Source organism: Mucilaginibacter sp. FW306-07-L (assembly GCF_058782065.1).
In genome coordinates this window covers 275,965-290,737 of record NZ_JBYSXI010000003.1, presented here as the reverse complement: position 1 = coordinate 290,737, position 14,773 = coordinate 275,965, and the positions used below count along the sequence as shown (strand labels likewise).

At 46.0% G+C, this 14,773-nt stretch carries 13 protein-coding genes; 3 read left to right on the top strand and 10 right to left on the bottom strand.

What is annotated here, in order from left to right:
- Nucleotides 1-1,272 (bottom strand): serine--tRNA ligase, encoded by a 1,272-nt coding sequence (gene serS / locus AC3WJC_RS16425; RefSeq protein WP_492400200.1) that lies wholly within the window; start codon nucleotides 1,270-1,272, stop codon nucleotides 1-3.
- A 32-nt stretch (nucleotides 1,273-1,304) separates the two neighbouring features.
- Nucleotides 1,305-1,937: a polysaccharide deacetylase family protein gene (locus tag AC3WJC_RS16420; protein WP_492400199.1), complete on the bottom strand. Its 633-nt coding sequence runs from the start codon at nucleotides 1,935-1,937 to the stop codon at nucleotides 1,305-1,307.
- 88 nt (nucleotides 1,938-2,025) lie between these two features.
- Here AC3WJC_RS16420 and AC3WJC_RS16415 point away from each other — a divergent pair, with 88 nt between their 5' ends.
- Nucleotides 2,026-3,465 carry a TolC family protein gene (locus AC3WJC_RS16415; protein WP_492400198.1) on the top strand — a complete coding sequence of 480 codons (1,440 nt, stop codon included), beginning with the start codon at nucleotides 2,026-2,028 and terminating at the stop codon, nucleotides 3,463-3,465.
- Between the two features lie 12 nt (nucleotides 3,466-3,477).
- On the top strand, nucleotides 3,478-4,815 hold the full coding sequence (locus AC3WJC_RS16410; protein ID WP_492400197.1) for an efflux RND transporter periplasmic adaptor subunit: 1,338 nt from the start codon (nucleotides 3,478-3,480) through the stop codon (nucleotides 4,813-4,815).
- 118 nt (nucleotides 4,816-4,933) lie between these two features.
- Here AC3WJC_RS16410 and AC3WJC_RS16405 read toward each other — a convergent pair whose 3' ends face one another.
- Complete coding sequence (locus tag AC3WJC_RS16405) at nucleotides 4,934-5,338, bottom strand: hypothetical protein (RefSeq protein ID WP_492400196.1); 405 nt, start codon at nucleotides 5,336-5,338, stop codon at nucleotides 4,934-4,936.
- A 182-nt stretch (nucleotides 5,339-5,520) separates the two neighbouring features.
- Nucleotides 5,521-6,610, bottom strand: a protein-coding gene (gene prfB, locus AC3WJC_RS16400) for a peptide chain release factor 2 (protein ID WP_492400195.1) whose coding sequence is annotated in 2 segments (ribosomal slippage) — nucleotides 5,521-6,549 and nucleotides 6,551-6,610 — 1,089 coding nt in all. Because the reading frame shifts where the segments join, the coding sequence is not laid out codon by codon here.
- Nucleotides 6,611-6,775: 165 nt separating this feature from the next.
- Between prfB and pgi the strand changes: the two genes are divergently transcribed.
- Nucleotides 6,776-8,422 (top strand): glucose-6-phosphate isomerase, encoded by a 1,647-nt coding sequence (pgi, locus tag AC3WJC_RS16395; protein WP_492400194.1) that lies wholly within the window; start codon nucleotides 6,776-6,778, stop codon nucleotides 8,420-8,422.
- A 77-nt stretch (nucleotides 8,423-8,499) separates the two neighbouring features.
- Here pgi and lepB read toward each other — a convergent pair whose 3' ends face one another.
- The 6 genes from lepB to AC3WJC_RS16365 form a co-directional block, all read right to left on the bottom strand.
- Nucleotides 8,500-9,597, bottom strand: a complete 1,098-nt coding sequence (gene lepB, locus AC3WJC_RS16390) for a signal peptidase I (RefSeq protein WP_492400193.1) — start codon at nucleotides 9,595-9,597, stop codon at nucleotides 8,500-8,502.
- A 19-nt stretch (nucleotides 9,598-9,616) separates the two neighbouring features.
- The gene (gene dapB, locus AC3WJC_RS16385; protein ID WP_492400192.1) at nucleotides 9,617-10,369 is read right to left on the bottom strand and encodes a 4-hydroxy-tetrahydrodipicolinate reductase; all 753 of its coding nucleotides are present in this window, start codon (nucleotides 10,367-10,369) and stop codon (nucleotides 9,617-9,619) included.
- A gap of 35 nt (nucleotides 10,370-10,404) precedes the next feature.
- Nucleotides 10,405-11,082 (bottom strand): DUF5683 domain-containing protein, encoded by a 678-nt coding sequence (locus AC3WJC_RS16380; RefSeq protein WP_492400191.1) that lies wholly within the window; start codon nucleotides 11,080-11,082, stop codon nucleotides 10,405-10,407.
- 107 nt (nucleotides 11,083-11,189) lie between these two features.
- Nucleotides 11,190-12,284, bottom strand: coding sequence for a lysylphosphatidylglycerol synthase transmembrane domain-containing protein (locus AC3WJC_RS16375; RefSeq protein ID WP_492400190.1), 1,095 nt, complete (start codon nucleotides 12,282-12,284; stop codon nucleotides 11,190-11,192).
- A gap of 3 nt (nucleotides 12,285-12,287) precedes the next feature.
- Nucleotides 12,288-13,706 (bottom strand): alkaline phosphatase family protein, encoded by a 1,419-nt coding sequence (locus tag AC3WJC_RS16370; RefSeq protein ID WP_492400189.1) that lies wholly within the window; start codon nucleotides 13,704-13,706, stop codon nucleotides 12,288-12,290.
- Between the two features lie 145 nt (nucleotides 13,707-13,851).
- Nucleotides 13,852-14,772, bottom strand: coding sequence for a ParB/RepB/Spo0J family partition protein (locus AC3WJC_RS16365; protein ID WP_492400188.1), 921 nt, complete (start codon nucleotides 14,770-14,772; stop codon nucleotides 13,852-13,854).
- Between the last annotated feature and the right edge of the window lies 1 nt (nucleotide 14,773).

Here is a 14,773-nt window from a genome sequence, read left to right as displayed (position 1 = left end):
CTACCTGATCCAGTCAAACTTGGTATAAGGCACCAATACCTCCGGTATTTTTATGCCATCTTCAGTTTGGTTATTTTCTAACAGTGTAGCCACAATTCGCGGAAGAGCCAGGGCACTGCCATTTAGTGTATGGGCGTATTGCGTTTTACCCTCGGCATTGCGGAAACGTAGTTTAAGGCGGTTGCTCTGGAAAGTTTCAAAGTTTGATACGGATGATACTTCCAGCCAGCGTTGTTGCGCCGCGCTCCAGGTTTCCATATCATAAGTTAATGCTGATGCGAAACCCATATCACCGCCACAAAGGCGTAAAACACGGTATGGCAGGCCCAGCTTTTGCAGCAGGCTTTGCACATGGGTGCTCATATCTTCTAAAACGCTGTAAGATGTATCCGGATGTACAATCTGTACGATCTCCACCTTATCAAACTGGTGCAAACGGTTTAATCCGCGTACGTGGGCACCATAAGAGCCCGCCTCGCGGCGAAAACATGGCGTATAGCCGCAGTTTTTTACCGGCAGTTCGTCGGCTTTTAATATAACATCGCGGTACAGGTTGGTAACCGGTACCTCGGCGGTAGGGATCAGGTACAGATTGTCTACACCAACGTAATACATTTGCCCTTCCTTATCAGGTAACTGGCCGGTGCCAAAGCCTGATGCCTCGTTAACCAGTAACGGTACGATCACTTCGCTGTAGGCACCTTTTTCGGCCTCATCTAAAAAGAAAGCGATAAGCGCGCGCTGTAGTTTTGCGCCCTTGCCTTTATATACCGGGAACCCGGCACCGGTAATTTTTACGCCCAGTTCAAAATCGATCAGGTTATATTTGGCAGCCAGCTCCCAATGCGGCAGGGCATTGCCCGGCAGCTCAGGTATTGTGCCGTGCTCCAGCACGATCTCGTTTTCTTCCGGCGTTAAGCCTTTAGGTACAGAGCTATGCGGCAGGTTGGGCAGCAATACCAGCTTTTGTTGCAGCTCGGCCTCAATGGCGGCAAGCTGTTCGCCGTATTGTTTAATATCTTCTTTCCATTTACCGGTGTTAGCCTTAACAGCCTCGGCCTCTTCTTTCTGACCGGTACGCATCAGCTCACCAATTTTTTTGGCGGCGGCATTTGCTTCGGCGGATACACTGTCGGACAGGTTTTGAGTTTGCCTGCGTTTTTCGTCAAGCTCAATAATGTTGTCAACCAGTTCGGGCTGCTTAAAATTTTTAACAGCCAGGCGTTCCAGCACTTGTTCCCTGTTCTCGCGGATGTAGTTTACCTGAAGCATTTTTATATCTAATTTTTGGCAAAGATATAAACTTAATGGGTTTGCACGGGCAGTAACTCGAATGTATAGCCCTGGCTTTTCCACAGGCCTAAAGCCCTTGGCAGCACATACTCCAGCCGGTTAAAGGCTTTCAGGCTATCGTGAAACACCACGATAGAGCCGGGGCCGGTATATTGAGTGGTTTTTTTAAGGCAGCGTTCAGGCTTCAGGGCCATGTCAAAATCGCCGCTTAACACATCCCACATAATAATGTTCAATTCCGGATTTAGTGCTTTCAGCTTTGCAGCCTGCGATCTCCTGATACGCCCATAAGGGGGGCGAAAGAGGTTGCTATGCAGCAGTTCATCCGCTTGTTTAAAGTTTTCGATATAGGTATCATCATCCGTTTTCCAGCCTTTAAGGTGATTAAAGGTGTGGTTGCCAATGGCGTGGCCGTTGTTTTTTAGCTGTTCAAAAATCTCCGGATGTTTGCGTACATTATCGCCGATACAAAAAAAAGTAGCTTTTGCCTGGTACTCCTTTAAAATTTTTAACACATAAGGTGTAACAATAGGTATAGGCCCATCGTCAAAAGTTAAATAAATGCTGCGGCTGCCGGTTTTTATGTCCCAAGTTAAGTTGGGGTACAGTAATTTAAGCAGGCGAGGAGTTTTAAACAGGTACATATAGTACAAATTAAGTTAAATGTTTCATTTAAAGCATACCCGAAATTATGGCAACTCATATTAACTTTAAGCCATGCCTAAACATCCTATGAAACAAACGTTACAATTAAAATTAGGTTTACTTTTTTGCTGGCTCACGGTATTGCCCGCTACCGCTGCATTCGCGCAGGAAAAAATAACCCTGCAACGCGCGGTTGAACTGGCTTTGGAGCGTAACCTCACCATTAAGCAGGCACAGTTTAACGAGGCGCTCACCGGTGAGGACTTAAAACAGTCGAAATACAACCGCCTGCCTGATCTGAATGTAAACTCACAAGGCTCATTTAACTGGGGCCGGAGTTTGGATCAATCTACTTACTCGTTTACCAACCAGCGTATATTTACGGCTTATGGTTCGTTAACATCTCAAGTTGTATTGTACCAGGGTGGGCAATTGCGTAACCAGATCATCCAGAATAAAATTCAACTGGAGGCTGACCGTACCAATACGGCGAAGGTTAAAAATGACCTGATATTAAATGTGGTGACCACCTATCTTACGGTGCTTACCAATCAGGATCTGGTAACGGCCGCTACGCAGCAGATAGATATATCAAAACAAACGCTTAACCGCGCCAACATCAGCTTTAAAGCAGGCAGCCAAACGCTGGCCGACCTATCGCAGGCAAAATCACAACTGGCTACTGCCGAGTTGAATAATACCGATGCCCAAAACCAACTGGAACTATCAGTACTTACGCTTAAACAATATATGGAGATGCCGCCTGATGCTAACATAGTTGTTGAAAAGCCGGATGTTAGCCAGTTATCGGTGAACTCTGTTTTTAATGCGCAGGATGTACTGAACACCGCGCTTACTGTAAACCCTGATGTTCGGCTGGCGGAGTTACAGCGGGATGTGTTAAAGCAGGCGGTAAAAGTGGCCAAAGGCGCTTATTTCCCAAGTTTGGTATTGTTCGCCACGTTAGGTTCAAACTATTCAAGCATTTATCAGCGCCCGGGGCAGCCCTACGCTACCGGCCAGTTTAACCCGATAGGGGTGGTTAATAACGCTACCCGCGATACGGTTGTTTCGCCGGCCTTTGCTACACCGTTTACCAAACCATCGGTTTTCGGGCAGTTGAGCGATAACTTTTACCAGTCGATAGGCGTAAGCTTAACCATACCCATCTTCAGGCGGTTTGCTACGCGTACCGCTGTACGCAAGGCGAAGATACAATATCAAAATGCCGAGGTGCAGGCGCAGCTATCGCGGAATAACCTGAGCAAAATTATTTACCAGGCCGTTTGGGACGCACAGGCTGCCCAAAAGCGCTATACATCGGCACAGCAAACCTACCAGGCTAATAAGGATGCATACAATACTATTTTGCAGCGTTTTAATGTGGGTTTAGTAAATTCGCTTGATCTGAACACCTCGTTAACCAACCTGAACAAAGCGCAGTTTGATATGATACAGGCACGCTACCAAATGGTGTTCAGAAGCAAAGTGATTGATTATTACCTGGGAAATCCTATTACGTTATAACATTATTGAATCATGGGAAAAACTACTAAATATATTCTGATTATTGCCGGGGTGCTGATCGTACTGCTCGTTATCGGCAAAATGACCGGCATTTTAGGCGGGCCGAAAAAAACGCAGGTGGCTACCGAAAAGGCGGCTGAACGTACAATTACCGAATCTGTATCCGCCAGCGGCAAGGTAAAGCCGCATGTTGAAGTAAAAATAAGTGCCGAAGTATCCGGCGAGGTGGTTGACCTGCCGATAAAAGAAGGCGATGTGGTTAAAAAAGGCCAGTTGCTCTGCCGTATCCGTCCGGATATTTTGCAATCAGGTTACGAACGTGCCGTGGCATCATACAATACCCAAAAGGCTACCGTAGGTAACTCCGCGCAAATGCTGAAACAGGCAGAGGCTAACTTTAACAACCAGGCATCCATATACAAACGTAATAAGGAGCTTTATGATAATAAAGTGGTTACCGCGGCTGAGTTTGAAACCGCGAAGGCCAATTATGAAAGCGCCAAAGCCACGTACGAAGCATCAAAACAAAGTGTTATTGGCGCTAAGTTCGGGTTAGATCAATCTCAGGCTTCGGTAAAAGAAGCACAGGACAACCTGGCCAAAACATCCATATATTCTCCGGTAGATGGCGTGGTATCAAAACTATCTATTGAAAAGGGTGAGCGTGTGTTAGGTACCATCCAAATGGCAGGTACGGATATGATGACCATATCTGACGTAAACGCTATGGATGTTAATGTTGATGTGAATGAGAATGATATTAACCGTGTAGCCGTGGGTAACGAGTCGGACATTGAGGTGGATGCCTTTCTAGGTAAAAAATTCAAGGGTAAAGTGATCGAGATCGGCAGTTCAGCCAACGTGGTGGGTACCAATGCCGATCAGGTAACCAACTTTACGGTTAAGGTTCGTATCAACCCGGAATCATATAAATCTTTAATGAACGATAAATCAGGCACGCCATCGCCATTCCGTCCGGGGCTTACTGCAACTGTGGAGATCAAAACCAATAATGTAAAAGGCCTTTCGGTGCCCATACAGTCGGTTACTACCCGTGCAGATGAGAAAAAGGATGCCGCCCCTAAAAAGGACGATGACGACGACGACAAAAAACAACTGACCGAGCCGGTAAAAGAATATGTGTTTGTTTACAATGCAGGTAAAGTAAAACAGGTAGCCGTTAAAACCGGCATCCAGGATGATGCCTACATACAAGTACTATCAGGCCTTAAAGCCGGTGATGAAGTAGTGTCTGCACCTTACTCTTCTATCTCAAAAACACTGAAGGATAACGAAGAGGTAGAGAAGGTAGATAAGTCGAAACTTTTTGGTACTGAGGAAAAGAAATAGTTTTAGTTTATTTTATATATGATGAAGGCCTGCTTTTTACGCAGGCCTTTTTTTATGTTCGGGTTTTTAGTCCATAATATTTAAACGCGCTCTCCCCGGAAGATAGCCGGAAAATAAGTTATCCCGCGTTAGCCACAACCCGCATCAGGGATGCATCCAGTATGGCGGTAAATATGTTTACCTTTTCGGTAGTATCCGTTAGCAAATCCTCAGGGTATATAAAATTATTTACGCCGATGGCTTTTAACAGTTCATCCGTTTCGGTATGTGGTTTTAGCTTATAGCAGCAAATCTTGGTTTTTTTATAAAAAGCGTTCATGCGCAGGCGGCGCACTATGCGCTCAACATCGGCCTTAATATATTCGTAATCAAACAAAATCAGGTCGGGTTTCATTTCAAAGATCACCGGGAAGATACGGGCAGGCTCGGCAATATGCTTTACATAATCATATTCGGCTGCTAAACGACGGGGGCAGCTATCAGGGGCTACAAGTAATACGTTTTTAAAGCGTTGTCGTGTCATGCTCAGTTAATTAGGGACGATAAAATTAAACTGTATAAATCACAATATCAAGCATTTATTATTTAAAAGGTATTAATTCTTAAATTCATCTCATAAATGCCAAAGCTTATTAAACTAAAAAAGCCCTTAATTTATTGTTAAGGGCTTTATAATATTCAAATTTGATGCGATTAAATCGTCTGTTACTTGTCGCCGCCAAACTCCATCAGGTAGGCCTTTAAAAAGTCGTTAAGGTCGCCATCAAGCACGGCCTGGGCGTTTGATGTTTCATGGTCGGTACGTAAGTCCTTCACCAGTTTGTATGGGTGCAACACGTAGTTGCGTATCTGCGATCCCCATTCTATCTTCTTCTTATTCCCCTCAATGGCGTTGGTAGTTTCCATACGCTTGCGCATCTCAATTTCATATAATTGTGACTTCAGCAACCGGATGGCGTTTTCCTTGTTCTGCAACTGCGAGCGCGATTCCTGATTTTTGATAACAATGCCCGATGGTTTGTGATACAAACGTACGGCAGTTTCAACCTTGTTCACGTTTTGCCCGCCTGCACCGCCCGAGCGGAAGGTTTCAAACTCAATATCGGCAGGGTTAACCTCAATCTCAATGGTATCATCCACCAACGGGTATACATATACCGAAGCGAATGAGGTATGGCGCTTGGCATTGGCATCAAACGGCGATACGCGCACCAGGCGGTGCACTCCATTCTCGCCTTTAAGGTAACCATAAGCAAAATCGCCCTCAAATTGCAACGTAACGGTTTTTATGCCGGCCACATCACCCTCCTGCGAATCCTGCTCGCTAACCTTGTAGCCATTTTTTTCGCCCCACATAATATACATACGCATCAGCATGCTGGCCCAGTCGCAGCTTTCGGTACCACCGGCACCGGCGGTTATCTGCAATACCGCGTTCAACTGGTCTTCCTCGGCCGAGAGCATGTTTTTGAATTCCAGTTCCTCAATGGCTAAAACAGCCGCGTCAAACTGCTCCTTCATTTCGGCCTCGGTGGCATCCCCACTCTGTTGAAATTCGTATAATACCTGTGTATCATCAACTATAGATGCCACGCGCTGGTAAGCATCGGTCCATATTTTTTTGGTTTTGATGGATGCCAGTACCTTTTCGGCTTCTTTGGGGGCGTCCCAAAAGTGCGGGCCTATGGTAATTTCCTGTTCTTCGTTCAGTTTTTCAAGCTTGGCATCAATGTCAAAGATGCCTCCTCAGGGAAGCTGTTCTATCCCTTAAATCCTGTATCTGTTCCTTGGTCATACGGCAAATATAAAAATTTGTAAACGTGGCTAAGGCCAAAAGGGTTTTATGTTGATTTAAAAATGCGTGCTTAACATCATGCTGTTAAAAACGTGACGTGCTGTTTACTTAAAATGCTTTTATAAGAAACTCAAAAAGCTAAATTTGTCAAAAACATTAGATCATATGCTACCTTCAACTGATTTTACTACAACCAACGCGTTCAAGTATCTTACTGATCATTATATAGATATCGCCCCTAAAAGCCTCCGTGAGCTTTTTGCCGGTGATACTGAGCGTTTCAGCAAGTTCTCTATCCAATTTGAGGAGATTTTGCTTGATTACTCTAAAAACCGGATAGACGATGAGACCATTGCCTTGCTGATACAACTGGCAAAGGAATGCGGCGTTAAGGATGCCATTGAGGCCATGTTTAATGGTGAAAAAATAAACGCTACCGAAGGACGTGAGGTTTTACATACCGCCCTGCGTAACCGCAGCAATACCCCGGTTTTGGCTGGTGGTAAAGATGTAATGCCCGATGTGAACGCGGTATTGCAGCACATGAAGGAATTTAGCAACGCGGTGATCAGCGGGGAATGGAAAGGCTATACCGGCAAACCGATAACGGATATAGTGAACATCGGTATCGGCGGATCAGACCTGGGGCCGGTAATGGTTACCGAGGCTTTAAAAGCCTACAAGAACCACCTGAACCTGCACTTTGTATCAAACGTTGACGGTACGCATATTGCCGAAACTTTGAAAACAGTAGATCCGGAAACGACCTTGTTCCTGATCGCCTCAAAAACCTTTACCACGCAGGAAACCATGGCTAACGCCCATACCGCACGTAACTGGTTTTTAGAGAGCGGCGCAGTTAAGGCTGATGTTGCCAAACACTTCGCGGCGCTATCAACTAACGCCGAAGCGGTTGGCAAGTTTGGTATTGATACCGCCAACATGTTTGGTTTTTGGGATTGGGTAGGCGGCCGTTACTCGTTATGGAGCGCCATTGGCCTGTCAATTGCTCTGAGCATTGGCTTTGATAACTTTGAGGAGTTGCTTGGCGGCGCGCACGCTATGGATAACCATTTCCGCAATACGGAGTTTGAACAGAATATACCGGTGATATTAGCTTTGATAGGCATCTGGTACAATAACTTTTTTGAATCAGAAACGGAAGCTATTTTACCTTATGATCAATACATGCACCGCTTTGCCGCCTATTTTCAGCAAGGCGATATGGAAAGCAACGGCAAGTATGTTGACCGTAACGGTAAGGCGGTTGATTACTCAACCGGCCCGGTTATCTGGGGCGAGCCGGGTACAAACGGCCAGCATGCCTTTTATCAACTGATTCACCAGGGTACGAAACTGATTCCTTGCGATTTCATCGCCCCGGCACAAACCCATAACCCGGTTGGCGAGCATCATACTTTATTGTTATCAAACTTCTTCGCGCAAACCGAAGCCTTAATGAATGGCAAAACGGAAGAAGAAGTAGTAGCCGAACTAAAGGCACAAGGCAAAAGCGAGGAAGAGATAAAAGTATTGGCACCTTTCAAGGTGTTTGAAGGCAACCGCCCTACTAACTCCATACTGGTTAAAAAGATCACGCCACATACCTTAGGCGCGCTGATAGCCATGTACGAGCATAAAATATTTGTACAAGGCATCATCTGGAATATTTACAGCTTTGACCAATGGGGCGTTGAACTGGGCAAGCAGCTTGCCGGTAAAATATTACCTGAGTTGCGTACCGAAGACGAGGTTACCACACACGATGCTTCAACCAATGGTTTGATCAATCTATATAAAGCCTGGAGATAATTACAGGATTTTATCCAAAACAAAAACGGCTTGCAATTCTGAATTGCAAGCCGTTTTTGTTGTTCACTATGTCGTGTTTATTTAATGCCTCTGAACAGGCGGCTCCAGCGTATTTTGCTGAAGAACGACTCATTGCTATCCCAACTCATCCAGATGAACAGGGCCTTGCCCACAATGTGATCCTCTGGTACAAAGCCCCAGTAACGCGAGTCGGCAGAATCATGTCGGTTATCGCCCATCATCCAGTAGTAGTTCATTTTAAAAGTATAGCTATCGGCTTTTTTGCCGTTAATGGTGATCTCGTTGCCGTTGATCTGTACCTGATTACCCTCATAAACCTGGATGGCCCGTTTGTAAATAGGTATGGTTAAGCTATCCAGCTTAACGGTCCAGCCTTTTTTGGGTATGATGATGGGGCCATAGTTATCCACGTTCCACTTATAATGCGGATCATTAGGGAAAACCGGCAGAAACGGATCGTCCAGATCGCGCGGTGTAATATTAGGCGTTACCGCTTTAATGCCCGAAAATTTACTCAACCTTTTGGCGGCATCGGCAGTCATGGTTAAGTGGCCATCGCCGTTGTAATCAGAAATATGCAATTCCTTATAAACATCGGGGTTATAATCGCCGCCGCTGGTTGTGCTTACCGTATAATCGGTTTGTCCTTCCGGTGGATTTGGGGCCATTTTACCATTAATATACACCTGCGCGTTTAATAGAGCAAGCGTATCGCCCGGTTCGCCCTGGCAGCGTTTAATATAGTTCTCGCGCTTATCTACCGGGCGGTAAAACGGCGAATCGGCCTCCATCGGGTAGTTAAATACCACTACATCGCCACGCTTAACATCTTGTAAACCTGGCAAACGGTAATATGGCAGCTTAATGCCATCCCAATAAGCCTTGGTGCCCAAAATCGGCATGGTATGGTGTGCAAAGGGGAATGAGATGGGGGTAATGGGCATACGCGCGCCATAATTTACCTTGCTTACAAACAAAAAGTCGCCCACCAGCAGCGAACGCTCCATAGATGGGGTAGGTATGGTGTAAGCCTCAATAAAAAAGGTACGTATCAACGTGGCGGCAATTACCGCGAATAATATGGCATCAAACCACTCGCGGCCGGCACTTTTTTTCTCTTTGCGGTCTTTCTTCCGCCAAAATCTCCAGTTCATTATTATTATCTATAGCTGATTAAATATCAAAGTTAAACATGTCATGCACCGTATAAAAACCTTTTTTGTGCTGCAGCCACTCGGCGGCTAACACCGCGCCCAGGGCAAAGCCGTTGCGGTTATGGGCGGTGTGCTTAAACTCAATGGTATCCACCTCCGAATCGTATATCACGGTATGGGTGCCGGGCACGCTGTCAATACGGTGCGATTCGATCAGCAACTGCTCCGGTTTCAGGTTGTCATTAGCTACCGCAGGATCTTCAGAGATCAATATATTGGCCCATTCCTTTTTGCTGGCAACATTATCCAGTATCCCTTCGGCAATGGTGATGGCCGTACCGCTTGGCGAATCGAGCTTTTGGGTGTGGTGTATTTCTTCTACCTGTACATCATAATACGGGTAGTTGTTCATGATTTTGGCCAGCAATTGGTTCACCTTAAAAAACACGTTTACACCCACGCTAAAATTTGAGGCATACATTACCGAGCCATTGCCTTGCAGGCAGCTTTGTTTTACAGCGGCTATATGATCGTACCAGCCGGTTGTGCCTACTATTATGGGTACGCCCGCTGCAATACAGGTATCAATATTATGTAGTACCGAGCCGGGTGTGGTAAACTCAATGGCGGCATCGGCTTGTTGCAGGTTCTCTGCCGTAAGTTCGTGCAGGTTATCGTTATCTATCTTTAAAACAATCTCGTGATTACGGCCGGTAGCGATCTTTTCAATGATCTTACCCATTTTACCGTAGCCTAATAGCGCAATCTTCATTCTTTAGTGTGATATTTTTGCCGTTAAGTTAGCATTTAAAAGGCAAAGGTAACTTTTATAGCCGGAACAAATGCTGTGTTAAAGTTACCGGCATACATAGGCTGCCCTATAAGTCCCGGCCGCACCCTGAAAGAGAGGTTATCATCCATACTGTACGAGTGGATGAACTTGGCATCAATATAAGCATCTATCATTTGTATGCCCCAGCCGCCCAGCATACCTAATATGGCTAAATCGCGGTTACGGCGGTAGCTGTTTACGGCGTTCTCCACAAAGGTATCACTCGCGGTGCTGAAGGCCTGGTATTCGGCATAATACTTATCACCGGGATTAGGCTGCTCGCCGCGGCGGCGGTACTGCGCTATGGTTAAAAATTGGTTGTAGTAATTCTGATTAAATATGATAGCCGACCCAATGAGCCCCAGGCCGCCGTAAATAATAGGCACTTTCCACCATTTATGGTTATATACCTGCCCCCAGCCGGGTAATATTAGCGAGTGAATAACCGCCTTATGCGGACTATGCAAACTATCGGGCTGGTTTTTAAAATTATCGCGAACGGCTGATGGTTTTAACGCTATGGGTTTGGCAGGCCCCTTTTTTACTTTGTTGGTATCAGCAGATTTTGCTACCCCGGCAGTATCAGGGTTTTGCGCCCGCGTACCTACCGTTAAACCGGTAAGCAATAAAAGGATAAACAGCGTTTTATACATTATCAGTCAAATCTATAAATACTGCGGCATTATCTGAAAAAAATAAATAACCGGCCGCTATCTATCAACACTAAAAAAGACTAATTATTACAGGTACTTTAAAATTATCATTTAGCGGTTGAATACTTTACCGATTGCTTTCGCAGCAAACTGATCACCACATAAGCGCCCACCATGGCCGGGATGAATAATAAAAACGAGCGTTGCAGCAGCGTAAATATCGGGATAGCTGTTTTGGGTACTATTTTACCGAACAATACCGATATACCTACCTCGGCAAACCCACTGCCGCCGGGGCTTGGCGCAAAGTAGATCATGAACTGGATAAGTATCTGTATCGAGATAACCTGTATCAGGCTGGTATGAATACCCAGGCCTAATAATATCACATACTGCAAACAGTACTTGTTTAAATAAAGCACAGTGGTTATCAATATACTTAACGGAAACAACCACGGGTTTTGCTTGATAATCACGCTACAGGTTTGCTGATAGCGCGCTATGTTAGCGCCCGATTTTTCGGCCCACTTATATAAATTCTCTTTTTTCTTGGGGAATATCTTGGAGAGCAATACCGCGATCTGTTTAATGGCGGCACCTATCCAAGCAGGTTTCCAAAAGGCTAATAAAAAAGCCACTAAAAACAGCAGGAAGAAAATAAAGCCGTATTGCAGCATGGCCGGTACTATACCGCTTACGTAGCTGGTATCCATCAGCATAATGGCTATAAAACCTGCGGCAGGCATAAATATCAGCGTAGCGCCCATGTTGATAAGGCTTACCGCAAAGGCATCAATAAAGGTAACGCCGTTGCTGGTGTATACATAAATTTGCGCGGGCCCGGCACCGCCATGCGCGGGCGTTACCGCCCCCATAAACATGTTGGCCACATTGGCCCTGAAACTTACCCATTGTGATACACTTGGAGCCAGTTTTTGTATGTAGATATGGTTACGCCAACCACCGAGCATCAAATCAACAAACAGCATAAGCAGGCATATCACAATGTATTTGCCCGATATGTGCGACAACGCCTTTACCGTATCGCCGGTGTTGTTATAAAAAAATATGCCCGCTATGGTGATGATGGTAATGAGCGCGAACCAAAGTGTGCCTTTTATGATCAGCTTTTTGTTAAAAACAGATTCTTTTTCGGGTTCATTTTCTTCGGCGGGAGTGGGTGTGGTGGGGTTAGTTTGCATGGTTTAAAATAGCGGTTCGCCTTGAGATGATTGTGGTGTGATGCCTTTCCATTTCAAAATGGTATTGAACAGGTCGGCAGTGCGGGCCGGGTGTGTGGCCCAGTCCTTTTGATTATAAATTAGCGGCACGTGCATGTGCAGCCTGTGCAGCGAACCATGCGAGCCCACATGCTCCGGGTATTCCCAAAAGTCGCGCAGGTCATGCCCCAGGCTGGCGCTCAATACAATATCGCCCGCCCGGCGGCTTTGAAACAGTTGATGGATCTGGAACAACGCATCAGGGTATTCGCCTTCAAAGGTAGCTTCCAGCGCCGCGCGGTGGCCTGTTACCGTAACATCGCCACCCAGTTTAAGGGTGTCGGCAGTTTCGGGGCGATAGCTGTATGTTTCGCCTTCTTTTTTTATAAAGGCACGCCCATCCTGGTTTTGTACATAATACGTATTTTCGGCTTCGCCACGATAGGTAGAAAAGTCGATAGCGTTCTCGTTAAGCAGTTTATCAAAGCGCTCCTTACCCATCAGCTCAAATATCTGCTTTTCGCGCAGCACATGGTCACCCTCATGATTAAGCAGGTGTACCGCGCCAAAGGAGTTGCCCGATATCATCACCGCTGATTTTGGGTTGCTTTTCCAGATTACCGGGTAGTAAACCGATTTGAGGCCGTTGTTGGTAAACCAGTCGCCCACATCTAAATGGGTATGCGTTGGGGTAAGGCCATGGTCGGAGGTCATGATAAACAACGTATCGTCCCATTTACCTTGTTTTTCTAACAAGGCCCTTGCTTCGCCCAGACTGTTGTCAACTATTTTGTATGCCTCGATAGTACGTTCATCACGTACATGGTGATAGTGTGAATCCCAGTCAACGCTCGGAAACACCGCGAACAGAAAGTCAAAATCCTTGCCAGATTGCAGCATCTCCATCACGCGCTGATGACCTTGGTTATCTACCGGGTGGTGGCGTTTCCAAAAGTGCGCGCGGGTATATAATAAACCCTTGCCCTTTTTACCCAGGTCATACTCATCCTTTACATTACGGGTTATCATGTTGTACAGGTTGTACGATTCGCCCATCAGCTCAAACAGCGTAGGCTTATCGGCAGGCATGTCCGTATTAAAAAAGGCAGCTTCGGGCCCGCAGTATGACCGCATGGCCATTTTGTTCCAGCGAGTGCGTTTAAATTCCTGTTTATCAAACCAGCGTATGCCGGTAATACCCATAGTGCCGGGGTAATGTCCCGTTAAAAAAGGCAGGTATGCCGGCCCAGTGGTAGACGGAAAGCAACTTGTGGCCTTGCGGTAAGTGCCTTCGTCAATTATTCGTTTAATATTGGGCAGGGTGCCATTGGCAATAAGCTCAGGCATTATTTCGCTGTGAGCACCGTCAACCAGGTAAAAAAGTACCCGTTTTTTATTTGTCATAAATATTTAAGTAAAACTTAAACGACAAAAAAAGGCTGATGTTGCCATCAACCTTTGCTTTATAATCTAAACTGATTTTGTTTTAATGCAATGTGTTTAAGCGCGCTTAAATATAGCAAAATTAGTAATTCAAAATTTATATGGATTACCAATCCAGCATTTCGAGTATCCGGTTCAGGTCATCTTCAGACAGGAAAGGTATCTCGATACTGCCCTTGCCTTGTGCGCTCATTTTCAGCTTAACACGGGTACTGAATTTGGAGGCCAGCTCGTCCTGAATTTTTTGCACCTGGAAGCTTAACGGCTCCGGTTGTTTGCCTTCCTTTTTAACGGTATTGCGCTGTGCCTCGCGCACCATCTCCTCGGTTTTGCGTACGGACAGGTCGTTGTTAATGATTTGCCGGTGAAAGTACAGTTGCTGTACCGGGTCGGCCACGCTGATCAGCGCTTTAGCATGCCCCATCGATATCTCCTCATCCCGCAAGGAAGCCTGTATGGCAGGTGGCAGCTTTAACAAGCGCAGGTAGTTGGTAACGGTAGAGCGGTTTTTGCTTACACGGCCGCCCAACTCTTCCTGTTTCAGGTTAAGCTCATCCAGCATCCGCTGAAAGCTTAACGCCACCTCAATAGCATTCAGGTTTTCACGCTGAATGTTTTCGATAAGCGCCATCTCCAGCATCTGCTGGTCATTAGCGGTGCGCACATAGGCGGGTATGCTTGTAAGGCCTGCTATTTTGGAAGCACGTAAACGGCGCTCGCCCGATATAAGCTGGTAGCGGTTATGCCCCGCCTGGCGTATGGTTATGGGTTGAATAAGCCCCTGTAGCTTGATTGAATCAGCCAGTTCGGCCAGTGCCTCGCTGTCAAACTCGGTACGTGGCTGGTAGGGATTTACCTCTATCAGGTCAATATTGATTTCATTAACCGAGCCTAAACCGCCGGCCTCTGAAGGCTGGGTAGCGGAGGATGGGTTTGTTGTTCTTTTATTCGGAAGTACATCAACGGAGTCATCATTCAGCAGCGCACTTAATCCTCTGCCCAGGGCCTTTCTTTTTTCTGAACTCATG